Source organism: Actinokineospora auranticolor, assembly GCF_041897805.1.
GTDB lineage: Bacteria > Actinomycetota > Actinomycetes > Mycobacteriales > Pseudonocardiaceae > Actinokineospora > Actinokineospora auranticolor.
Map to the genome: position 1 here is coordinate 3,613,260 of NZ_CP154825.1, position 22,622 is coordinate 3,635,881.

20 protein-coding genes are annotated in these 22,622 nt (G+C 72.5%); 9 read left to right on the forward strand and 11 right to left on the reverse strand.

Going from position 1 to position 22,622, the window contains the following annotated elements:
* Both V5P93_RS16345 and V5P93_RS16350 read right to left on the reverse strand, forming a co-directional pair.
* Window positions 1-708 (reverse strand): lasso peptide biosynthesis B2 protein, encoded by a 708-nt coding sequence (locus V5P93_RS16345; RefSeq protein ID WP_104476539.1) that lies wholly within the window; start codon window positions 706-708, stop codon window positions 1-3.
* Window positions 705-2,447: an asparagine synthase-related protein gene (locus tag V5P93_RS16350; RefSeq protein ID WP_104476541.1), complete on the reverse strand. Its 1,743-nt coding sequence runs from the start codon at window positions 2,445-2,447 to the stop codon at window positions 705-707. The genes V5P93_RS16345 and V5P93_RS16350 overlap by 4 nt, the downstream gene beginning before the upstream one ends.
* Window positions 2,448-2,896: 449 nt before the next feature.
* Here V5P93_RS16350 and V5P93_RS16355 point away from each other — a divergent pair, with 449 nt between their 5' ends.
* Together V5P93_RS16355 and V5P93_RS16360 are read left to right on the forward strand one after the other, a co-directional pair.
* Window positions 2,897-4,123 carry an ROK family transcriptional regulator gene (locus tag V5P93_RS16355; protein WP_245930987.1) on the forward strand — a complete coding sequence of 409 codons (1,227 nt, stop codon included), beginning with the start codon at window positions 2,897-2,899 and terminating at the stop codon, window positions 4,121-4,123.
* A gap of 223 nt (window positions 4,124-4,346) precedes the next feature.
* Complete coding sequence (locus V5P93_RS16360) at window positions 4,347-5,690, forward strand: CDP-glycerol glycerophosphotransferase family protein (RefSeq protein WP_146107905.1); 1,344 nt, start codon at window positions 4,347-4,349, stop codon at window positions 5,688-5,690.
* Here the strand turns inward: V5P93_RS16360 and V5P93_RS16365 are convergent, their stop codons facing one another.
* The 6 genes from V5P93_RS16365 to V5P93_RS16390 form a co-directional block, all read right to left on the reverse strand.
* Window positions 5,691-6,143 carry a hypothetical protein gene (locus V5P93_RS16365; RefSeq protein ID WP_104476545.1) on the reverse strand — a complete coding sequence of 151 codons (453 nt, stop codon included), beginning with the start codon at window positions 6,141-6,143 and terminating at the stop codon, window positions 5,691-5,693.
* Between the two features lie 69 nt (window positions 6,144-6,212).
* Window positions 6,213-7,655 carry a long-chain fatty acid--CoA ligase gene (locus tag V5P93_RS16370; protein WP_104476547.1) on the reverse strand — a complete coding sequence of 481 codons (1,443 nt, stop codon included), beginning with the start codon at window positions 7,653-7,655 and terminating at the stop codon, window positions 6,213-6,215.
* 1 nt (window position 7,656) lies between these two features.
* On the reverse strand, window positions 7,657-8,928 hold the full coding sequence (locus tag V5P93_RS16375) for an MFS transporter (protein ID WP_104476548.1): 1,272 nt from the start codon (window positions 8,926-8,928) through the stop codon (window positions 7,657-7,659).
* Window positions 8,929-8,965: 37 nt separating this feature from the next.
* Window positions 8,966-9,424, reverse strand: coding sequence for a MaoC family dehydratase (locus V5P93_RS16380; protein ID WP_104476550.1), 459 nt, complete (start codon window positions 9,422-9,424; stop codon window positions 8,966-8,968).
* A complete protein-coding gene (locus V5P93_RS16385) occupies window positions 9,421-10,311 on the reverse strand; it encodes an amidohydrolase family protein (RefSeq protein WP_104476552.1) in 891 nt (296 codons plus the stop codon). Before V5P93_RS16385 ends, V5P93_RS16380 begins: the two co-directional genes overlap by 4 nt.
* Before the next feature lies 1 nt (window position 10,312).
* On the reverse strand, window positions 10,313-11,218 hold the full coding sequence (locus V5P93_RS16390; RefSeq protein ID WP_104476553.1) for an SDR family NAD(P)-dependent oxidoreductase: 906 nt from the start codon (window positions 11,216-11,218) through the stop codon (window positions 10,313-10,315).
* 92 nt (window positions 11,219-11,310) lie between these two features.
* On the opposite strand from V5P93_RS16390, the gene V5P93_RS16395 reads away from it, so the two are divergent.
* Window positions 11,311-12,129: a PaaX family transcriptional regulator C-terminal domain-containing protein gene (locus V5P93_RS16395; protein WP_104476555.1), complete on the forward strand. Its 819-nt coding sequence runs from the start codon at window positions 11,311-11,313 to the stop codon at window positions 12,127-12,129.
* Here the strand turns inward: V5P93_RS16395 and V5P93_RS16400 are convergent.
* The 3 genes from V5P93_RS16400 to V5P93_RS16410 all read right to left on the reverse strand — a co-directional run bounded on the left by V5P93_RS16400 (window position 12,126) and on the right by V5P93_RS16410 (window position 16,078).
* Window positions 12,126-13,466 carry an alpha/beta hydrolase gene (locus tag V5P93_RS16400; RefSeq protein ID WP_104476557.1) on the reverse strand — a complete coding sequence of 447 codons (1,341 nt, stop codon included), beginning with the start codon at window positions 13,464-13,466 and terminating at the stop codon, window positions 12,126-12,128. The two genes, V5P93_RS16395 and V5P93_RS16400, sit on opposite strands and share 4 nt — an antisense overlap.
* A 276-nt stretch (window positions 13,467-13,742) precedes the next feature.
* The gene (locus V5P93_RS16405) at window positions 13,743-14,165 is read right to left on the reverse strand and encodes a response regulator (protein ID WP_181043285.1); all 423 of its coding nucleotides are present in this window, start codon (window positions 14,163-14,165) and stop codon (window positions 13,743-13,745) included.
* The gene (locus V5P93_RS16410) at window positions 14,162-16,078 is read right to left on the reverse strand and encodes a PP2C family protein-serine/threonine phosphatase (RefSeq protein ID WP_104476561.1); all 1,917 of its coding nucleotides are present in this window, start codon (window positions 16,076-16,078) and stop codon (window positions 14,162-14,164) included. The genes V5P93_RS16405 and V5P93_RS16410 overlap by 4 nt, the downstream gene beginning before the upstream one ends.
* Window positions 16,079-16,194: 116 nt before the next feature.
* On the opposite strand from V5P93_RS16410, the gene V5P93_RS16415 reads away from it, so the two are divergent.
* The 6 genes from V5P93_RS16415 to V5P93_RS16440 all read left to right on the forward strand — a co-directional run bounded on the left by V5P93_RS16415 (window position 16,195) and on the right by V5P93_RS16440 (window position 22,611).
* Window positions 16,195-18,396, forward strand: coding sequence for an ATP-binding protein (locus tag V5P93_RS16415; RefSeq protein ID WP_104476563.1), 2,202 nt, complete (start codon window positions 16,195-16,197; stop codon window positions 18,394-18,396).
* A 436-nt stretch (window positions 18,397-18,832) separates the two neighbouring features.
* Complete coding sequence (locus tag V5P93_RS16420; RefSeq protein WP_245930989.1) at window positions 18,833-19,864, forward strand: 3-oxoacyl-ACP synthase III family protein; 1,032 nt, start codon at window positions 18,833-18,835, stop codon at window positions 19,862-19,864.
* An 11-nt stretch (window positions 19,865-19,875) separates the two neighbouring features.
* Window positions 19,876-20,097, forward strand: coding sequence for a phosphopantetheine-binding protein (locus tag V5P93_RS16425; protein ID WP_104476812.1), 222 nt, complete (start codon window positions 19,876-19,878; stop codon window positions 20,095-20,097).
* Window positions 20,094-20,834 (forward strand): 2-oxo acid dehydrogenase subunit E2, encoded by a 741-nt coding sequence (locus tag V5P93_RS16430; RefSeq protein ID WP_104476565.1) that lies wholly within the window; start codon window positions 20,094-20,096, stop codon window positions 20,832-20,834. The genes V5P93_RS16425 and V5P93_RS16430 overlap by 4 nt, the downstream gene beginning before the upstream one ends.
* Entirely contained in the window at window positions 20,831-21,901 is a 1,071-nt protein-coding gene (locus V5P93_RS16435) for an alpha/beta fold hydrolase (RefSeq protein ID WP_104476567.1), read from the forward strand. The genes V5P93_RS16430 and V5P93_RS16435 overlap by 4 nt, the downstream gene beginning before the upstream one ends.
* Window positions 21,901-22,611, forward strand: a complete 711-nt coding sequence (locus V5P93_RS16440; RefSeq protein ID WP_104476569.1) for a thioesterase II family protein — start codon at window positions 21,901-21,903, stop codon at window positions 22,609-22,611. The genes V5P93_RS16435 and V5P93_RS16440 overlap by 1 nt, the downstream gene beginning before the upstream one ends.
* Window positions 22,612-22,622 lie beyond the last annotated feature (11 nt).

Below are 22,622 nucleotides of genomic sequence, written 5' to 3' on the forward strand. Positions count from 1 at the left end.
TCAGACCAGGAACACCCGGTGGTAGGTGGCCGCGACCGGATCGTCGGCCGCCTCCACTACGGGTTCACCCGACACCTCGACCCACGCGTGGAAAGTCTGCGGGTCGACCGCGAAGCCGAAGCACCAGTCCACACCGCGCTGGAGGACCGCGCCGATCAGGACCGCCGTGAGCGACAGCTCCAGGCACGCCACCCGCCCCGGGTAGTGCCTGCTCACCCACCTCGCCGCGGCGAGCCAGGCGACCACCTGCGCGGGCGTGGCCGTCTCCCGTACCCGGCCGCGCTTGACGCGGCTCACGGCAGTCGTGGAGAGGCGGAACGGTAGGCGTAGGAGAAGCAGGGCGACGGGAAACGCCACTACGGCGGCGAGGCGCTCGGTGAGACCGCTCGGGCGTTGCACCGGCGGTAAGGCCATCAGCACGCCGTGCGCCTCGCGGCGCTCGGTCGGCTCCACCAAGCCGAAGCGGACCAACTCGGCCACGAGCGCCTCCACGTCGTGCCGGATGCGGTCGGCCGGTACGCCGGGGAACCGGTCGACCAAGGCGGTGACCGCGGCGTCGACGTCGTGGTGGGCCTTGAGGTGCGCGAAGAACTCGGCGCCGGTCGCGTTGAGCCGGTGCCAGTGCCCGGTGGTCGCGTTGAGCAGCACGAGGTGCCCGTTGCCGTCGTCCCGGGAGTGCACGGTCTCCGGCACGGTGAACCAGCTCACGGGGAACCCCTCTCACGCAACCACAACTCGACCGCGAACACCTGGTTGAGCGCGCTCCACGGCACCGGCAGCCCGTCGATCGCGCCTTCGAGCACCGGCCGGACCCGCGCGGCGTCGAGCAGCCCGTGGTCGGCGGCGGCGGACTCGGCGAGCAGCGCCCGCAGTCGCGGCGCGGCCCGGCGGACCCCGGCGTAGGCGTCGCGGGAGTAGGCGCCCTTGGTGGGTCTGGTCAGCACCGCGTCCGGGACCAGCCCGGTCAGGGCCGCGCGGAGCAGCGGCTTGGGCGCGCTCGGGTCGGCGCGCCGGGCCGCGGTCAGGGAGAGGCAGGCGCGCACGACCGCGGCGTCGAGGAAGGGCGCGTGCACGGCGATGCCGTACCGCTCGCCCTCCACCCGCAGCGCGCGCTGGGTGAGGTTCTGCAGCCGCAACCAGCCCCGGGTGACGAGGTCGCCCAGGTGCTCGTCCCGGTCCGGCTCGTCGGCGAGCGCGGCGAGCCGGTCGGCGAGGCCCGCCGCGGCGGCCCGGGTCAGCCAGTGCGCCTGCGGGGTGCCGACGAGGGTGACCTGGTCGTCGGCCCAGTCGGTCGGCCCGCGCTCGCAGCCCCGCCGCAGGTGCGCGGCGAGGTCGAGGAGGGCGCGTCGGCGGCCGGTGGTGCCGACCTGGACGGCGCGGCGGAAGAGGCGGGTGGGGGACAGGGTGCGCAGGCGGGCCCAGGCGCGGCAGTGCCGCCAGAGGGTGGTGAGGTCGCCGTGCCTGGCGAGGTCCGCGAGGTAGGCGGCGGGCGGGCTGAGCAGCACGTCGCCCGCCTCGCCGACCAGGTGGGCGCGCGCGCCGAGCGCGGCGGCGTGCGCCAGCCGGGCCCGGAAGCTGCCGAGCGAAATCGGGGTCACGTGCGGTTCCCCGGTCGCGGCGACCAGCCTTTGGTAGGGCAGGTGTTCGCCCGATGTGGTCACGACGTGGTGCCGCAGGACCGGGGAAAGTGCCACGTATCGCGCCGCCCGGTCCACGTCATCGGCAACGGGGGCGTCGGGGTTGCGGAAAGTGATGACCGGTAACTCATCGGTGTACTCCGCCGCGAGGAATGCCAGCGACGTGGAATCCAGCCCTCCGCTGAAATCGGACACGACCCGCGGGGTATCCGCGACCCGGAGCCGAATCGATTCGAGCAGCGCCGATCGCAGTCGATAGGCGGCGTCGGCGATCGTCGCCGCGGAATCGACTCGTATCGGGTCGAGATTGTCCACCCGCGTACCCTCGGCGGCCATTCGGATCGTCGCGCCGCCGGGCACTTGACAGACGCCGGTGAACATGGTGGCCGACGCGAAGAGATCGGCGATCGAGGGGCAGGCCAGGCAGGCCGCCGCGGTGCCGGTGTCGAGGGGCGCGCGGACGGCCGCGGCGACCGCCCCGGGGTCGTCACCGACCACCGCGCGGGTGGGGGAGCGCGCGGTGTAGAGCGGGAACTGGCCGGTCGGGTCGGTCCGGAGCAGGATCTCGCCCGGCCGCTCGACGGCGACCGCGAAGGCGCCCGGGGCCCGGGCGAGCGCGTCGAGCCGGTCGGCCGCCGTCCGCCCCGCCGTCGGGTCGGCGATTTCTCGGAGCCCGAGGCAATTCCCCACCACGAATGCGCGGCAGCTCTCGTCCTTGAATTGAAGCGAATCGGAATTCGAGACGGTGAACCGCCATTTTTCGCGGCGGTCCGGCCCGTCGTGGTCGGTGGCGTCAGCGACCAGTAACACGCGGTTTCACTATCGGCTCAGCCGTACTCCTGGCCATTGGCATCCGGCGTTCCCGAGCCACTGCCGAACGTTACCTCGAAAGCGGGTCCGAGGTCGATCACGACCGGTGGCTGATAGTTGGGCTCAGGTGTGCGGGGCTGGACTTCAGCCGTAGCGGCGCTGTCGCTCAAATTCGCCTCCGAACGTTCTACTTCGGACCGTCAAGACCCAATTACCAGGAGTTAATGGTAGCGGCGCGTGTCACCACCCGCCAGGGGTGATCCTTCACGCGTATTGACGGAACTTGGACACGCGGCGAGAACCGAGAGTTCCTTAGGTTGGAGGTTGATGTCGGGTCGAACTGAACACAATCTCGTGTTCACGCCGCGGTGCATTGGGCGACCCGACTACCATCTCGCGTAGGGTCTACGGTAGGCAGTCTTCAAGTAGAAGACAACGGGGAGGGCGTGGTGAGCGCAAGTACATCCGAGGGAACGGTCCCCAGCGCGCGCGCGTTGCTGTGGACGCCGTCGGACTCCGTCCGCGACGCGAACCGCCGGAAGATCATCCGAGCGGTGATGGCCGGTCCGGGCACGCAGGTCAGCATCGCCCGGCAGGCCGACCTGTCCCAGGCCACGGTCTCCACCGTCATCACCGAGTTGCAGGGCGAGGGGATCGTCCGGGTCGACAACACCGAGGGCGAGCGCGGCAAGCGGGTGCGGCTCGGCGCGGTCCGCGGTGTCGCGGTGGGCGTGGAGGTCAACCACAACGGGCTGACCGTCGCGGCCCGGCGCGTCGACACCTCGACCGTCGAGCACGAGTCCGTCGACTTCGGGTCGGACCAGGGCGGCGCGATGTGGGTGCGCGAGGCGGCCCGGCTGATCCGGGAACTGGCCGCGCAGACCGGGCTCGACGAGGAGCACATCGTCTCCATCGGGATCGGGCTGCCCGCCGCCGTCGACCCGCGCAGCGGCGCCATCGCCCAGGTCGCCGCGTCGCTGTCGTGGGACCTGTCCGGCAACCCGCAGAGCCGGTTCCAGGACCACTTCCCCAACGTACCGGTCATCGTGGACAACGAAGCGAACCTCGCCGCGTACGGCGAGCAGGTCTACGGTGCCGGGCGCGGTCGGGAGACCATGCTGTTCGTCAAGGCGTCCACCGGCATCGGGTCCGGCCTGATCATCGGCCGCCGGATCTACCGCGGCAGGCACGGCCTGGCGGGCGAGGTCGGGCACCTGACCATGGACCCGCAGGGCATCGTCTGCCGCTGCGGCAACCGGGGCTGCCTGGAGACCGTCGTGGGCGGCACCCGGCTGCTCGACCAGGTCCGGCAGGCCTACGCCGGGTACCGGATGGACCTGCCGACCAGCCTGGAGAGCATGATCGAGCGGGCCAAGAGCGGCGACGTGGTGTGCAGGCGGATCCTGCAGGACGCGGCCCGCACCATCGGGGTCGCGCTGGCCAGGGTGTGCAACGTGGTGAACCCCGAGATCGTGGTGCTCGGCGGCGAGCTCGGCCGGGCGGCGGACTTCCTGGTCGACCCGCTGCAGTCCTCGATCCGGCTCTACGCCCTGCGCGGGATGTTCGACAGCGGTGTCGAGCCCATGGTGGTGGCGGGTTCCGAGCTGGGACTGCTGGCCGGGGCGCGCGGTGCGCTGGCATTCGCCCTGCAGATCGATCGGACGGTCGAATTGTAGACAACTTGGCTCGCGCTCTGACTTTGCCTTGACTTCGAATCGAAGAGTCGTACGCTTTCGGTAGCGGACCCGAGGTTCGCGTTCGGGGGTGGGGAGAGCGGGGTGGCGGCCGGTTCGGTGCGTCGGACGTGGTGGTGGCTGAGGGGCGACCACCACGGCGGGCGCGCGCGGCAGTAGCGCGGTCTTCGGCCCTTTCCCCTGAGATGGAGGAAGGGTGAGTGCCATGACGACTCCTGCGCCGTCCCCAGGGGGCGAGAACCAGCGGTCCCCGATGTCGCGGCTGAGCGAGCGGTACCCGGCGATCCGCCGCGTGCCGTCCGCGCTGCGGCGCCGGATCCGGGTCGTGGAGCGTCCGGACGAGACCGTGGCCCGGGTGGTGGAGGCGCGGCCCGAGCAGGCCCGCTGGGGCAGCACCGGCTACCGGCGGACGGTCCTGCTCGGCGCCCACACCGTGACCAGCTTGATGCGGTTGGAGGACATCTGCGTTCTCCTCGAAGACGACCCCCGCGTGCAGCTGGTCTACACCCAGGTGCCCGACCGGCTCGGCACCGGCGTGGCGAAGCGGCTGGGCGAGCTGGAGGTGCGGGTGGTGCCGTGGGAGGAGGCCGTCGACACCCGGTACGACCTGGCCATCTCCGCCAGCCTGCACCGCATGGAGGACGTCCCGGCGCTGCGCCGGTTCGCGGCCCCGCACGGCGCGGGCTACAACAAGCTGTGGCCCCGCTGGTCGCACCCGGGCGCGGAACGGCCGGTCTACGGCCTCGACCGGGAATCCCTGCTGGACCGCGATGGCTCGCTCGTCTTCGATTCGCTGGTCCTGCCGCACCCGGACCACCTGCGCACCCTCGCCCGCCAGTGCCCGGAGGCGGTGCCCGCGGCGATCGTCGCGGGCGACCCGTGCTTCGACCGGCTGGTCGCCTGCCAGGCCGACCGCGAGCGGTTCCGCGCGGGGCTGGGCGTGCGCACCGGTCAGACACTGGTCGCGGTCGCCTCCACCTGGGGTCAGGAGTCGCTGCTGTGCAGGCAGTTCGACCTGCTGGCCGCGCTGCCCGCCGCCCTCCCGGCCGACCACCGGGTGATCGCGACGCTGCACCCGGCGGTGTGGTCGGAGCACGGCTCCCGACAGGTGCGCACGTGGCTGCGCAAGGCGCGCGAGGCCGGGGTGGACCTGGTCGACGTCGGCGAGGACTGGCGGGCCCTGGTCGCCGCGGCCGACGTGCTGATCGCCGACCACAGCTCGCTGACCGCGTACGCCGCCGGGGTGGGCGTCCCGGTGCTGCTGAGCCACTTCCCCGACCTGGACATCGACCCGGACTCCGTGCTGGCCGAGCTGGCGGCGTGCAGCCCCCGGCTCGACTCGACGGTGCCGCTGCCCGTCCAGCTGGGCGCGGCCCGGGCCGCGCGGGCCGAGCAGTGGGAGATCGCCCGCCGCCGGGTGGCGACGGCCCACGGCCTGTCGGCCGACCTGATCCGCCAGACCCTCTACCGGCTCCTCGACCTGACCGAGCCCACCACCTCCGCGGCGTGGCCGGTGGTCCCGGTCCCGCGCCTGGTGGTCAACATGTGACTACCGGATCGCCGCGGGCCGGGCCCGGAAGGCACCACGCGCCAAGGCGATCAGCAGGACGGTGGTGAGGAGCAGGGCGCCGCCATCGGTGACGAGGGAAGGGAGGAGACCCGCCGGGCCGTAGCGGTCGGCGGTGGCGTCGGAGACCTCGAACGGGATCATGAACACCCCGGCGGCCTGGCAGGCGTTGACGGCCAGGGCGACCCAGAGCGGCCACCGGTGCGAGGTCAGGGCGGATACACCCAGGGCGTTGCCGACGATGAAGACGCAGCCCACCAAACGGAAGGCGGACAAGAACCCCGGCGCGTCCGCGGCGGCCTGGTCCGGGGTGTTGCCCGCCAGGACCATGGTCCGCTCGATGAGCGGCAGGTCGACTATGCCGAAGTTCTGCACCGCGGTGCCGATGGTGAACACCAGTGAGCACACCGCGACGGTCCAACGGAATCCGGTCACCTCGAACCCCCTTTTCTTGGTGATAAGGAGATTCTGGCACCGATGGGGTGCCTCGGGTGGCGTTCGGGACTACCGGTCCCGGCGGACCTCGGTCCGCAGCGTGGGCTTGTGGACCTTGCCCGATGCCGTGCGGGGCAACGAGGTCACGAAGGTGAAGCGGGTGGGGACCTTGTAGCCCGCCAGCCGCTCCCGCAGGTACGCGCGCAGGGCGTCGGCCTCGGGTGCCGCGGCGGCGCCCACGACGAACGCGTGGCCGGTCTCGCCCCACTTGGTGTCCGGTACGCCGATCACCGCCGCCTCGGCCACGTCCGGGTGCCCGGTCAACGCGTTCTCCACCTCGGCCGGGTAGACGTTCTCGCCGCCCGAGATGTACATGTCCTTCACCCGCCCCACTATGTGGTGGTGGCCAGCGTCGTCGACGCGGGCCAGGTCGCCGGTGCGGAACCAGCCGTCCGGGGTGAAGGCCGCCGCGGTCGCGTCGGGGGCGTTCCAGTAGCCCGGGGTCACGTTCGGGCCGCTGACCTCCAGCTCCCCGAGGTCTGACAGGCGGACGTCGGTGAAGAACACCGGCAGGCCCGCGGACCCGATGTGGGTGGCCGTCCGGCTCGCCTCCAGGTACGTCACCCCCGGCGCCGTCTCCGTCATCCCGTAGCCCTGGCTCAGCACCAACCCGCGGTCGAGGTACGTCCGGATCAGCGACTCCGGCACCGGCGCGCCCCCGCACATCAGCTCCCGCAACGAGGACAGGTCCGCCGACGCCCACCTCGGCGACGCCGCGAGCGTGGCGTACATCGTCGCCACGCCGAACATCCAGGTCACACGGAACCGCTCCACGAGGTCCAGGCAGTGGTCCGGGTCGAAGCCGGGGGTGAGCACCGCGCAGCCGCCCTTGGCCAGGGTCGGGAGCAGGGTCTGGGCGAGGGCGGCGATGTGGAACAGGGGCGCCGACACCAGGGTGACCTCGTCGGCCGAGACGTCGACGCCGACGAGCACGTTGGCCGTGTTCCAGATCAGGTTGGCGTGGCTGAGCACCGCCCCCTTCGGCCGCCCGGTCGTCCCCGAGGTGTAGAGGATCATCGCGGGGGCGTCCACCGGCACCGGGGGAGCGGCGGGCGCGTCGCCGCCGCCCCCGGGCCAGTCCGCGTCGACCTCGATCGTCCGTGTGGCGCCAGGCGCCGGGTGCGCGGGGTCGTGGACCAGGACCGCAGGGGCGGCGTCGGTCAGCTGGTAGGCCAGTTCGGGTCCGGTCAGCCGGAAGTTCAGGGGGACGAAGATCGCGCCGACCAGTGTGGTCGCGAACAGCGTGTCGACGAACGCCGGGTGGTTCTGGCCGAGGTAGGCCACCCGGTCACCGGCCGCCACCCCCGCCGCGACCAGCCGGGACGCCAGCGCGTTCACCCGGCGGGACAGCTCCGCGTAGGTCGTGGACCTCCCCTCGAAGACCAGTGCCGTGCGGTCCGGCGTCATCAGCGCGCGCCGGGCGGGCCAGCCGCCGATTCCGTTGCCCCACACCTCAACTCCCCTCCGCCGGAAGCTCTCCGCGACCGGTCTCCCGCAGCGCCAGCACGCACGCCGCGGACACGGCGCAGAACACCGCGATCGTCACCGACACCGGGACCGTCGACGCGCCGGACCCCCGCTGGAGTTCCGCGAAGATCAGTGGTGCGAACCCGGCGCCCAGCCCGGCGACCTGGTAGCCGAGCGACGCCCCGGTGTACCGGCTGCCGGTGGCGAACAGCTCCGCGTACAGCGCCGCCAGCGGTCCGAACAACATCGGGTGCAGTATTCCCTGTCCCACCACCAAAGCGAGCACGAGTGGCGCGTCCCCGCCCGCACGGACCAGTGGGAACAGCCCGAACCCGAACAGCGCGATCAGCACGGCCCCGGCGAACATGACCGGCCGCCTGCCGACCCGGTCCGAGAACGCCGACCAGGCGAGGACCCCGACCACCGCGGTCGCCGACGAGATCGTGAGCGCGTCCAGCACGTCCTGCCGCCCGTGTCCGACCCGCACCCCGTAGGACAGCACGAACGTGGTCAGCGTCGCCTGGAAGACGAAGGCCGCCAACCCGGTCCCGATTCCCAGCAGCAGCGCCCGCGGGTGTTCGCGCAGCACCGCCACGACCGGGATCCGGTGCCGCTTCGCGGAAACGAACGCGGGCGGTTCCTCGACCCGGGACCGCACGAACATCCCGACCGCCAGCAGCACGATGCTGAACAGGAAGGGGATCCGCCAACCCCAGGCGAGGAAATCCGCCTCGGAGGTCAGCCCGGCGGTCACCGACAGCGCCACGGTCGACAGCAGGCTGCCCGCCGGGCCGCCCGCGTTGGTGAACCCGGCCCACAGCCCGCGTCGAGACTTCGCGTGCTCGACGGAGAGCAAGACCGATCCGCCCCACTCGCCGCCCACCGAGATACCCTGCACGACCCGTAGCAGCACCAGCAGAACCGGGGCCGCCACGCCGACTTGCGCGTAGCCGGGCAGTAAGCCGATCAGGAAGCTGGACCCGCCCATCAGGATCATGGTCAGCACCAGCATCCGCTTGCGCCCCAGCCGGTCCCCGAAGTGGCCGAACACCAACCCGCCCAGCGGCCGGGCCAGGTAGCCGGTCGCGAACGTCCCGAAACTGGCCACGGTCGCCAGACCCGGTTCCAGGCCGGGGAAGAAGACCTTGCCGAAGACCACCGCCGATGCCGTGGCGTAGAGCAGGAAGTCGTAATACTCGATCGCGCTGCCGAGGAAGCTGGACGCGACCGCGCGCCGCAGCACCGGGGAAGTGGTCATGGCGGGCCCCTCGTCATTGAGGTACCGGATGGGGGAGTCAGGCGTAGTGGCGGTAAACCGCGCGCGCGACGCAGGCGGGCTTGACCGAGCCCGCGATCTCGATGGTGAAATCGCAGGACAGCTGCACGCCGTCGCCGGGCACGTCGAGCACCTCGACGACCTTGCCGGACAGGCGGATCTTGGCTCCCGACGGCACCGGCGCGGGGAAGCGGACCTTGTCCAGCCCGTAGTTCACGCTCATCCGCACGTCCTCGACCACCAGCAGGTCGCTGAACAGCGGGATGAGCAGCGACAGCGTGAGGTAGCCGTGCGCGATGGTCCCGCCGAACGGGCCCGCGGCGGCCCGCTCGGGGTCGGTGTGGATCCACTGGTGGTCGTCGGCGGCGTCGGCGAACCCGTCGATCCGCTCCTGCGTGACCTGCATCCACGCACCGGGGCCGAGGTCGACGCCGGTCAGCCCGCGCAAGCCGGGCAGTCCCTTGGCGGTGGTGGTCATCGCGGGTCTCCTTCCGTGGTCAGGCCGAGCAACCGGGCCGCGTTGTCCTTGAGCACGCGGGGTCGCACCTGGGGGTCGATGTCGAGCTTGGCGAAGTCCGCCAGCCAGCGGTCCGGTGTGAGCACCGGGTAGTCCGAGCCGAACAGGACCTTGTCCTTGAGCAGCGTGTTGGTGTAGCGCACCAGCTGCGGCGGGAAGTACTTGGGGGACCAGCCGGAGAGATCGATGTGCACGTGTGGTTTGTGCGTGGCTACCGCCAAAGCCTCGTCCTGCCAGGGAAAGGAAGGGTGGGCGAGGATCACGCGCAATTCCGGGAAATCGACGGTGACGTCATCGACGAGCATCGGGTTGGAATACCGCAGGCGGATTCCGCCGCCGCCCGGGACGCCTGCGCCGATTCCCGTCTGTCCGGTGTGGAACAGCGCGGAGACGCCCAATTCCTCGATGGCCTCGTACAGGGGGTAGGCCATCCGGTCGTTGGGCGCGAAACCCTGAAGGCTGGGGTGGAACTTGAACCCGCGCACGCCGTGCTCGGTCGCCAGCCGTCGAGCCTCGCGCACCCCCGCTTTCCCGCGCCAGGGATCGATGCTGGCGAACGGGATGAGCACGTCCGGGTGTTCGGCGCAGTCCTCCGCGATCTCCTCGTTGGAGAGCCGCGGGTGGCCGGTGGCGTGCTCGGCGTCCACTGTGAACACCACCGCCGCCATCCGGCGTTCCCGGTAGTGCGCGGCGATCTCGGGGATCGTCGGCTGCCGGTGGTCGTGAGCCTTGAAGTACCCGGCGGACGCGGCCAGCAGCTCCGGGCTCAGCGAGCCGCGGCCGTCCCGGGAGACCTCGGCGTGGGTGTGCACGTCGATGGCCACCAGGTCGTCGAGGGCGATCCCCATGTCAGGAAACCCTCTGCGGGGCGGGGATCCCGTAGGTCTCGGGTTCCGCGCCGATCCCGGTGGCCCAGGAATCGGCGATCTCGTCGGCGATCCAGCCGCCTTCGGAGTAGGCGACGGTCTTCTCCGAAGGGTGCGACCACAGGGAGAGCTTGTCCCCGCCGATTCCGATCGCCTGCCCCGTAACGCCTTCTGCGGCATCCGAGGCCAGGTAGACCACGAGCGCCGCAGCGTCCTCGGGGGTGCCGAAGCCCTCGTCGTGGCGCAGCCAGGCGGGTAACGGCGCGCCGGTGCGCTCGGCCTCGCCGATGGCCTCGGTGAACGCGGGGATCGTCTTCGTCATCTCGGTCGCCGCGATCGGCACGATGGCGTTGACGGTGATCCGCGACCGGGCCAGTTCCATGGCCCAGGTCCGCGCCATGGCGGCGATCCCGGCCTTGGCGGCGGCGTAGTTGGTCTGCCCGAAGTTGCCGCGCTGCCCGGCCGGTGAGCCCACCAGGACCAGGCGCCCGCCGCCCTGCTCGCGCATCCGGATCGCCGCGGCCCTGGCGCAGGTGAACGTGCCGCGCAGGTGCACCCGGACCACGTCGTCGAAGTCCTCATCGGACATCTTCCACAGCACGCGGTCGCGCAGGATGCCCGCGTTGGTGACCATGACGTCCAGCCGCCCGAACTCGGCCACCGCGGTGTCCACGAGGCGCTGGGCGACCTCGCTCGTGCCGACCGGCGCGACGACCACCGCGGCCCGCTCGCCCTCGGCGGTGATCGCCGCCGCGACCTCGTGCGCGGCGTCGGCGTCCACGTCGTTGACCACGACCGCCGCCCCCGCCGCGGCCAGCGCCGTGGCGTACGCGCGGCCGAGCCCGCGTCCGCCGCCGGTGACCACCGCGACCTTGCCTGACAGATCCATCTCCGCCTCCCGTGCTCGTCGACCCAAAGTACGGCACTCTCGTTACGGCCGTCAATGAAGTGCCCAACGTTGGCGGCGGTTACGCTGCGGCCATGACCGACGCACCGCGGCCCCAGGCCCTGATGCTCAACTTCCTGGGCCTGCACGTGCTCGGCCGGGACGTGGCCGTCTACTCCGGCAGCGTGATCGAGGTGTTCGCGCGGGTCGGCGTGTCCGAGGAGGCCGTGCGCTCGACGCTGACCCGGATGGCGGGCCGCGGCCTGCTGGCCCGCCACCGCAGCGGTCGGAAGGTCTACTTCGGACTCACCGCGCGGTCGGCCGCGGTGCTCGAGGACGGCAGGAAGCGGATCTGGGAGACCGGCGCGGTCAACCACGACACCGGCGGCGACTGGACGCTGGTCGGGTTCTCGCTGCCCGACAGCCGCCGCGGCGACCGGCACGACCTGCGCACCCAGCTGAGCTGGGCGGGTTTCGGGCCGCTGCAGAACGGGCTGTGGATCGCCCCCGGCCGCCGGGACGTTGACGCGATCGTCGACCACCTGGGCCTGGCCGACCACGTGACGGTGCTGACCGCGCGCCCCACCGACACGACCGGGTCGGCCGACCTGGTGCGCAAGGCCTTCGACACCGCGACCATCGCCGCCCGGTACACCGGGTTCCTGACCACATGGGACGTGCCCGAACCGCTGCCTGCGGTCCCCGACCACCTGGCCAGGCAACTGCTCCTGCACACCGACTGGCTCCAGGTCGTCCGCCAGGACCCGCACCTGCCCGCCGAACACCTGCCCGCCGACTGGCCCGCCAGCCCGGCCGAGCAGGTGTTCCGCCGCCTCGACGCGGACTTGCGCGGCGAGGCGGCGGACCTGGCGGCGGCGATCCTGGACGAACTCCCGGACCGCCCGCCCGCCTAGCCCCTGGTCAGGGGCACGGGCCGGAAGGTGGCGTACGGGGAGAACGCGCCCAGGTCGGCGGCCTTCGCGGCCGCGTTGAGGGACGCGGGGGTGGTGCGGTCGGCCCAGGAACCGGTGTCCAGCCGGTACTCCAGGGCGCGCAGCGCAGCGAGGTAACCCGCGGGCTGGAAGGCGCAGTGGCCGCTGCCCTGCACGAAGGCCTGGCGCAGGAGGTCCTGGGAGCCCGCGCGGCGCACGCGCGTGGCGTAGGACTCCTCGTGCTCGACCGGGATCAGCTGGTCGGCCACGGTGTGGATGTTCAACTCCGGCACGGCGAGCTTGCCGGTGGCGGTCGACGTCGCGGTCAACGTCCGCACGGCGCCCGGGTCGGCCTTGATGTCGGCGCGCCGGGTGAGCCGGGTCAGGTCCGCGCGCAGGTCGAGGCCCGCCTGCCGGTACAGGGCCGTGACCTGCGCGTACTGGGGGCTGCGGGTGATCAGTGCCGAGTAGTCGACGCCCGCGGTGGCCGCGCTGTTGCCGCCCGCGGCCAGCTCGACCTGGTAGCGGCCGGTGACGGTGAACGGCAGGACCAGTTGGATCAGCTGCGCGGCCTGCTGCCGCTGCTGGGCGGCGTAGTCGCGCGGATCGGGCGCGGTGGGGCCGGTGAACCAGGTGGGGGCGTTGTAGAAGGCGGCCGCGAGCGCGGTGCGGGCCCGGCCCTGGGCTGTGTTCTGGGCCTTCTTGGTGGCCTCGACCAGCGCGTTCGCCGCTGTCGTCGCCTGCTGGGGGTTGGCGTAGCGGACCAGTTGGACGTGCTGGTCGGCGGCCAGTAGTTCGCTGATCGCGTAGGCGCCGTCGAGTTGGTAGTCGTTCAGGCTCACACCGCCCGCGACCAGCCCGCACGTGGTGAGCGCGCCGTGGATCCGGCTCGCCCCGCGCTCCGCCTCCAGCGCGCTGACCAGCCCGCCCATCGACTGCCCCCAGGCGATGACCCGCTTGGCCTTGCCGGTGTGCGCCTCGGCGGCGGCGAGCGCGCCGAACTGGTCGTCGACGGCGGTGGCCAGCGCCCAGTCCGACGGTCCGGAGTAGGAGGAGCCGACGAGCGCGTACCCCTGGTCGAGCAGGGCGTCGTGGGTGGCGGGGTCGGGGGCGTTCTGCGGCCGCAGCGGGCCGAAGCCGTGGCTGAACAGGACGGTCGTGCCGTTGGGGTGCTCTGGCACGTCGGCGATCCAGGCCGCGCCGTCGGGGAGGGTGCTGGTGTAGTGGGTGCTGCCGGTGGCGGCGTCGGCGGCCACCACCCCCGCGGTGACGGCGGCGGTGGCGCAGGCGGCCGCGAGCAGGGTTCTCACAGTGCGCACAGGTACTCCAGGGTGGAAGTGGTGAACTTGGCCGGAAGTCGGCCAGTGGAATGCGCGGGCCCCGTGGGATCGGGTGGCGCCGCGGTGAAGAGCCACCAGCATCGCCACCGACCGCGACGGCTGTCAACCGCCGGTTTTTACCGGATGCGCTGGTGTGGCAGGGTTCTGCGGCGTCGACTCAGGCGGAGTCGTTTCCGGAAATGGTGAAGTTATGCGCGCAGGGCGATTTTCTGTGTGGACGCTTCTGCGTCGATCGACGGTTTGTATCGGAGCGGACTAGCTATTCTTTTCCGTGGAGTTCCAATAGTCGACGGCGCCTTGCAGGACCGTGCGGAAAAGCGCGAAGTTGACCGGCTTGTAGATGTAGCTGTCCGCGCCCGCGGCGTAGCAGCGGTCGATGTCGGCCGATGTCGTCGAGGACGTCAGGACGATGATGGTGAGGTCCGCGAAGGCGGGGTCGGCGCGCACGTCGGCCAGGACCTGGTAGCCGTCGGTGGCGGGCATCGACAGGTCGAGGAACATCAGGGCGGGCCGGGGCCGGGTCGTGTCGCGCAGGCGGTCGAGGACGGTGTCGCCGTCGGGGAGGAACTCGAGCGTGAGCTCCGGGTGCGACCGGGACAGGGCGCGGTCGATGGCCTCCCGGTCGACCTCGCTGTCCTCGACGACGAGCACCAGGCGGTCGTCGGGCGCGGGCCTCACGCCACCAGTTCGGTCCACGCCTGGTCTCCGTTCGCGTCGGTCAGGTCGATCCGGGCCCAGCGGGCGTCGCCGGTCACCGTGGCGCGGATCTCGCCGGGGTGCTCGGCGAGGAACGCGAGGAGCTCCTCGGGCGGGGGGAGGTCCGGGTTCAGCGCCCGCACGGCGGCGGTGACGGCGTCGGTCACCTCCGCCGACGGCAGCGCGCGGTCGAGCACCGGCGGGCCGAGGTAGCGGATGGCCAGCACCGCCACGTCGTCGTTGACGTGGTAGCGGTCCGACCCGGTGAGCAGGGCGTCGACCAGTCGGGCCGTCGGCAGCGCCCGCAGCTCGCCCAGTGTCCGCGCCAGCTCCGAGTCGCCGAAGAAGCCGCCGTCGGGGTCGCGGGCCTCGATCAGGCCGTCGGAGAACAGGACCACGAGGTCGCCGGGGCGGAGCAGGTCGACCGCCGAGCGCAGCCGCAGGTCGGCGAGCACCCCGACGAGCCGACCGGTGCAGCCGCACTCGTGCACCGTTCCCTCCCGCCGCACGAGCAGCGGCGCCGGGTGCCCGGCGGCCAGCGTCTCCAGCCGCAGCCCGTCCGGCTCGACCGGGCCCAGGGTGGCGGTGGCGATGGTCAGGAACCGCGAGATGCGGTTGCGCAGCATCTTCGCGTTCAGCGTCCCCAGCGCGTGCCGGGGCGACCCGCCCTCGGCCAGCACGGTCTCCAGCGTGTGCCGGGCCAGGCCGGTCAGCGCCGCCGCGGGCGCCCCGCGACCGCACACGTCGCCCACCAGCGCGATCACCGTGCCGCCGGGCTGGTCGACCACGCCGTAGAAGTCGCCGCCGACCTCCATCGTGTGGTCCGCCGCGTTGTACCCGGCCGCCAGCTCCACGCCGGGCACCTCCGGCAGCACCGCGGGCAGCAGGTGCTGCTGCAGCGACACCACGTCGTGGCGGCGCTGCTCGTAGAGCGTCGCGTTGTCGATCGCCAGCGCCGCGCGGCTCGCGAGGTCGCGCAGCAGCCGCGTCGAGTTCCGCCTGCCCGAGCCCCGGCGGTGGAAGAACGTCAGCAGGCCCACGTCCCGGCCGCGGGCGCGGAGCACGCCGATCGTCATGGTGTCCAGCCCGACCTCGGGGGGCAGCCCGGCGGGCCGGGCCTCGTCGTCCAAACCGGACCGGTCCGCGCCGTCGACCAGCGCCTGCCCCGCCCAGCGACCCGCAGCCAGGTGCTCGGTGAGCAGGCGCTCGCGCTGGGCGTCCACGTGCGCGGCGGCGATCGGCGCCATGCCGCCGTCCTGTCGGATGTGGATCGCGGCGCCGTCGGCCAGCGCGGGCACCACCATGCGCAGCACCGCGCGCAGCGTGTCCGCGATGTCGAGCGAGGCGTCCATCCGCAGCGACGCCTCGGCCAGCAGCGCGTCGAGGGCCTGGCGGTCCTCCAGCACGCGCTGCTCGCCGATGCGGTGGTCGGCGGCGATGACCACCTCGGTCGCCTGGGCCAGCGCGGTGGTGACCTCTGGTCGGGGCTCGTCGACGGCTATCCCGAGCACGCCCTGCCCGCGCTCGGCGGCGTCGAAGGCGACGACCAGCAGACCGGCAGCGGCCAGCCGCTCGGCCAGACCGGGGGAGAGGTCGGTCACCTCGGCCAGGGTGAGGTGGCGGATCGGGTCACCGGAGGTGAGCGCGGACACCAGCCCGCACACCTCCTCGGCCAATCCCGGCGGACCGGACTGGAGGCCGGTCGCGTCCGCCCAGCGCGTGACCTGCACCCGACCGTCCGCGCCGACCCGCACCCCGAACACCGCGCGCACACCGGGCAGCGACAGCAGACCCGTGTACAGCTCGCGCGCGAGCTGCCGCGTGCTCAACGCCCCGAACGCGGACCGCCACAGCGTGTGCAGGCGGTCCGGCCAGGAGTCCGATCTCGGGTCCAACTTCCCTCTCCGGTCGGTGTTCGGCGCGCGGCGGGGACGCCGCGCCAACTGTACGGTTTAGTCGAACAGCGGACCGGACGCCGGATGACCGGCCGCCCGGCCAGGAAGCGGACCGCGTGGGCGACGACTCGACATGGCAGCCGGACGAGCGCGACCGGGCGGCGGAGGTCGAGTCGGGGACGCCGTTCGACCTGTCGGTATGCCTGAACGAGCCCATCCACCGCCTCGGCGGCATCCAGTCCTACGGGACGCTGGTCGCCGTCGCCGCGGACGGCCGGGTCGAGGTCGCCGCCACCAACGCCGGTGCCGTGCTCGGGATCACCGACCCGGTCGGGCTCCCGGCCGACGCCGTGTTCGGTGTGGAGGGGCTGGCGGCGGTCCACCGCACGCTCGCGGCACCGACCGGCGACCGCGGCCTGCTGAGCCTGGCCGTGGCGGGCCGCGAGTTCGACGCGACGGTGTACCGGGCGGACGGTCGCGTCGTGGTCGAGCTGGAACCGCCCGTCGACGAGCGGCCGTTCGTGTTCTCCCGGTTCTACCCGGCCGTGCGCACCGCGCTGACCAGGCTCCAGCACGGTCGCACGGTGGTCGACGTGTGCGCCGCCGCGGTCGCCGAGATCCGCGCGCTGACCGGCTACGACCGGGTCGTGGCGTACCGGTTCGAGGGCCCGGCCGGGCCGGGTGAGGTGGTCGCCGAGTCGGTCGCGGACGGGCTGGAGCCGTGGCTCGGGCTGTGGTTCCCGGCGACGGACATCCCGCCCCAGGCGCGGCGGCTCTACGAGCGCAACTGGATCCGGGTCATCCACGACGTCGACGACGACACCGCGTCGCTGGTGCCCGCCGTGGCCGAGCCGCTGGACCTGTCGGACTCGACGCTGCGCACGGTGTCCGGCTTCCACCTGGAGTACCTGCGCAACATCGGGGTCCGGTCGTCGATGTCGGTGTCGCTGCTCGACCGGGGACGGCTGTGGGGGCTCATCGCCTGCCACGGCCTGGCGCCGCGGCGGCTCGGCGCCGAGGTCCGGGCGGCGTGCGAGTTCTTCGGCGTCACCCTGTCGCTGCAGCTGGCGGCGGTGCAGGACGCGGAGGCCGAGCGGGCGCGGCAGCGGGCCCGGTCCGCGCTGCTCGCCCTGGTCACCGAGCTGCCCGACGCGCTGCTCGACCACGGCGCCGAGCTGGCCGACCTGGTCCGGGCCGACGCCGTCGCGCTGCGGCTCGACGGCCGGTCGTCGCCGCTGGTGGACGCGCTGGTCGAGCACCTGCCGCCGCTCGCGGCGGGGGAGGTGTGGGGCTGCGAGAGCCTGGCCGAGCTGGACCCGGCGCTGGGCCGGTACGCCGACGAGGTCAGCGGTGTGCTGGTGCTGGCCCTCGACCGGCCCGGTGACCTGGTCGTCTGGACGCGGCGTGAGCGCCGGGCGGCGCGGACCTGGGCGACGGACCCGGAGCGGCCGGTGCGGGTGGGTCCGCGCGGCCAGCGGCTGACGCCGCGCGGGTCGTCGGCGGTGTACCGGGCCGTGGTGCGGGGCCGGTGCCTGCCGTGGACGACCGCGGACGAGGCGGTGGCCGTCGAGTTCGGCAACGCCGTGCGCGCCGCCGCCGTGCGCCGGGCCGCCCACCTGTCGGCGTTGAACGACGAACTGCGGCGCGCGAACGAGGACCTGGACACCTTCACCCACGTCGCGGCGCACGAGATGAAGGAACCCTTGCGCGGCATCGCCACCACCGCCGCCTTCATCACCGAGGACGCCCCCACCCTCGACCCCACCACGACCCGCCGCCTGGGCACCATCCAGAACCTCGCCCAGCGGATGGACGAACTGATCAACAGCCTGCTGCACTTCGCCCAACTGGGCCAAGCCGACCTCCGCCGGGAACCGGTCGACCTGCGCGAGGCCACCGAACGCGCCCTGGAGATCGCAGGCGGCCGACTCGCCGAACAGGACGTGACCGTCACCCTGCCCCCACCAGGCACCACCCTCCCCGCCGACCCGGAACGACTACAGGAAATCCTGGTCAACCTCCTGGTCAACGCGGCCAAATACGCCCGAACAGAACCCCCGCGCACGGTCGAGGTAGGCATGGCCGAGGACGCGGTCTACATACGCGACAACGGAATCGGCATCCCCGACGCATACCGAGAAGACGTCCTCCGACTGTTCCGCCGCCTCCACCCCCGCAACGCCCGCGGCGGTGGGCACGGCGCGGGACTGGCGATCGTCGACCGCATCGTGGCGCGGCATGGTGGGAGGTTGTGGGTGGAGTCGGAACTGGGACAGGGGACCGCGGTGTGGTTCACCCTGACCCCGTCGTCCACTTAGGCCTCGACGAACCGCTGTCGGGTGTGCCTGGAGAGGAGGAGGTCCACCGGCACGCTAGGCCACGGATGCCCGTCCGGCGCGCCGGGCCGTGGGCGTCCGGCCGCGACGAAGTCGCCGTACTCGCTGTCGACGACGGCCTGGTTGACCCAGCGCCCGCCGAGAACTGCTCGACCGACTTCCCGCGCCGCAGGGCGCCCACGAGGTAGGACTCCGCACGGTATCGCACCTGGTCACGCTACCGCGAGCCACCGACAGGCTCGAGCCGCGCTGGTGATCACGGGGTGGCGGTGGCCCGGGTCACGGGGGCCTGCTGTCGGTTCGCCACTGGGTGGGATGGGGCTCGGGGGATTAGGGACCTCTTTAGTGGTGCTTCCTAGCGTTGTCGGAGTCCCGGAGTCGGGGCGGGAATCCTCGGCAATTCCGGGAGGGACGGACGGTGGGCGGGTTACCGGCGCGGGTGTTGGGTGTGGGGACGGCGCTCCCCGGGGGCGCGGTCGACACGGCGGCGTTGGCGGGGCGGTTCGGGATGAACCAGGTGTGGCAGCAGTGGGTCGACGCGTTCATCGGGACGCGGACGCGGCACCTCGCGATTGACCTGGCGACGGGGGAACAGCGGTACTCGTTGGCCGATCTGGCGGAAACGGCGGCGCGGCAGGCTATTGAGGACGCCGATGTGTCTGTTGAGGACATCGACGTGGTGGTGTTCGGGACCGCGACGCCGGACGACCTGATGCCCGCGACGGTCAACGTCGTCGCCGACCGGTTGCGGATCGACGGGATCCCGACCTTCCAGCTGCAATCCGGGTGTTCCGGCGCCGTGCAGACCTTCGACGTGGCGACGGCGCTCCTCTCTACCGGCCGCTACCGCACCGCGCTGGTCATCGGGGGTGATGTGATCGCCAAGCACTACGACGTCACGGCCGACCTGACCGGTGTGCCGCCGGAGGAGCTGGTCAACTACGTCCTCTTCGGCGACGGCGCGGGCGCGGCAGTGCTCAGCACCGAGGAACGCGAAGGTGCGCCCGTAGTGAGATCCGTCCTTACCAGACTATCCGGATTGGACCGGCAGCCCGGGCAGGTGTTGCGCTGGTTCGGCATCGTCGACCGGGATGGCGCGGCGGTCCCGGCCAGCGAGGACTACCGGGCCATCGCCGAGTCGGTCCCCGTGCTCGCCCGCGAGGTCGCCGACGAACTCCTCGACGACCTCGGCTGGGCCCGCGACGAGGTCGACTTCCTGCTGCCGCCCCAACTCTCCGCGACGATGACCGCGAAGATCACCGAGGCGTTGGGCTTCCCGGCCGCCAAGGAGGTGTCGCGGGTCGCCGACATCGGCAACAACGGCAACGCGTTGCTGTTCTTCCAGCTGCGGGACCTGGTGCCCGCCATGTCGGCGCCGAGCCGGGCCATCGCGGTGGCCATCGAGTCCAGCAAGTGGATCAAATCGGGTATCGCCCTCGAAGCGGCGTGAAGGAGACACACGTGACCACCGCGGAGTTCGTCCGCATCATCCGGGACGAGATCGGCCTGGACGTGCGCGCCGACGACCTGGACCGCGACCTCGACGAGGTCCGCGACTGGGACTCGGTGCACCTGCTGGCCCTGGCCATCTCGCTGGAGAAGCACAGCGCGGCCCGGGTGTCGCTGCCGGACCTGCTGGAGGCCCGCACCCTCGGCGCCATCCACGGCCTGGTGACGGCATGACCGCGCCCCGCCCCATCCCCGCGCAGCGCAGGCACACCCTGCTCTTCCTCGACCAGATCCGCGACTTCAGCCCCGTCCACCTCGACACCGAGGTCGACGCCACCGCGATCGTCGCCGCGCGGGCCGGGGCCGAGGCCGACGGGCGCAGGCTCTCCGTGGTGACGCTCATCGTCAAGGCCGCCGGGGAGGTGTTGGCCAAGCACCCCGGTGCCAACTCGGCGATCCACGGCACCGAGATCATCACCTTCGACTCCGTCAGCGCGAAGGTGACGCTGGACAAGCGGTTCGACGGTGCGCGGGTCGTCCTCGCCACCGTCCTCCCGGCCGACGCCGATCTCGCCGACATCCAGGCGGGCCTCGACGACGCCATCGCCGCCGACCCCGACACCGACCCGCGCTTCGCCGGGATCCGCGCCCTGCGCGAACTGCCCGCCGAAGCCGCCCGGAACGCCTTCCGCGAGTCCGCCGCCGACCTGACCCGCCGCGCCCAGCTCACCGGCACGTTCGCCGTCACCTCCCTGGGCCACCGCGACGTCGACGGGTTCCACTCCGTCGGCGGCACCACCGTGACCTTCGGCGTCGGGCGGATCGTCGACCGGGCCGTGGTGCGCGCCGGGGAGATCGTCGTCGCGCCGGTGTTGCGGCTGTCCCTCACCTTCGACCACCGGGTGATCGACGGCGCCGAGGCCGCCGACGTCCTGACCGAGACCAAGACCGCCCTGGAGGGACTCGCGTGAGCGACCTGGCCGAGTTGAAGCAGTTCGTCGTCGCGCACGCGATTTCGCAGAACCTGCCCGCCGACCACTACACCCGCCTGCTCGACGCCATCACCACCGCCGACGGCGACGGCCCCGGTTCCTGGGCGCACGAGTGGATCGCGGCGGGCGACGCCGAGACGGACCCACAGGCCGCCACCCAGTACTACGTCCTGGGGCGCTTCCCGTTCGTCGAGGGACCCGGCCGCGCCCGTGCCCTGGCCAAGGCCATCGAGTCCTTCGACCGTTGGCGCGCGACGGAACCCGCCATCGAGCCCCGCACCGTCGAGGTCGAAGGCGAGACGATCACCGTCTGGACCGCCGGACTGTCCACATCGGAACTCAAGCCGCTCCTCGTGCTCAGCGGCGGCATCGTCAGCCCCAAGGAGCAGTGGGCCGCCGTCCTCCCGCAGATCGCCGCCTTCGGCCTCGCCGGTGTCGTCACCGAGTACCCCGGCGTCGGCGAAAGCCCCCTCACCGCCCACAAGGAGAGCTGGCGGCTCTTCCCCGCCATCCTCGACGCGCTCAAAGCCGAGGCCAAGGTCGACCAGACCTACCTGCTGGCCCTCAGCTTCAGCGGCCACCTGGCCCTCCGCGCCGCGCTCGACGACCCGCGCGTACGCGGCGTCGTCGGCAACGGCCCGCCCCTGCGCGACTTCTTCACCGACACCACCTGGCAGGGCAAAGTCCCCGCCATCACCCGCGACACCCTCGCCCACCTCGCAGGCGTCACGCCCGACCTGGTCTGGGACCACGTCCGCGACTGGGCGCTCTCCGAGGACGACCTCCGCGCCCTGAGCATCCCTGTCGCCGCCGTCACCGCCCGACGGGACGAGATCATCCCGGCCTCTGACACGGCGTTGCTGCGCGCGGCCGTCGCGGACATCACGATCAACGAGCACGACGACGTGCACGGCGCGCCCTCCCACCTGGCCGAGACCCGGGTCTGGAGCCTGCTCGCCGTGCTGCGCCAGTGGCCCGACGCCCACCCCGCCGTCCTGGCCGCCCTGTCGGCCGCGGTCGACGCCGCCCGGAAGCCCGCGGACTGATGCGCTGGCTCCGCCGGTTCGCGACCACCCCGCCGGGCGCGCCGCGCGTCGTCTGCTTCCCGCACGCGGGCGGCGCCGCGGGCGCGTTCGTCCCCCTGGCCAAGGAACTGGCGCCGCACGTCGAGGTGCTCGCCGTGCAGTACCCCGGCCGCCAGGACCGCCGCCAAGAGTCCACTGTAGACTTGAGGACCGCCGCGCGCCTGGTCGTCAACGAACTCGCCGCGCTCCCACCCGCGCCCACCACCGCCTACTTCGGACACAGCATGGGCGCGATCGTGGCCTTCGAGGCCGCGCTCCTGGTCCGGCCGGAGGTCCTGTTCGCCTCCGCCGCCCGCGCGCCGTCCCGGGTCGACGTCGACCCCGGGCTCCTCGACAGCGAGCAGGCGCTGGTCGCCGAGGTGCTGGCGCTGGGCGCGACCTCGGCGCGCGTGCTGGCCGAGCCCGACCTGCGGGCCATGGTCCTGCCGCCGCTGCGGTCGGACTACCGCGCGCTGCTCGGCTACCCCGGCAACCGGTCCCGGATCGACGCGCCGATCGTCGCGCTGGTCGGCGACGCCGACCCCCGCGTGGCCGAGGCGGACGCGCTCGTCTGGGCCGACCACACGACCGACTTCACGTCGCGGGTGTTCCGCGGCGACCACTTCTACCTGATCCCCGGGCTGCGCGAGGTCGCGCGCGTCGTCGGGGCCGAGCTGGCCGCGCTCGTCTGAGCGCGACGGGA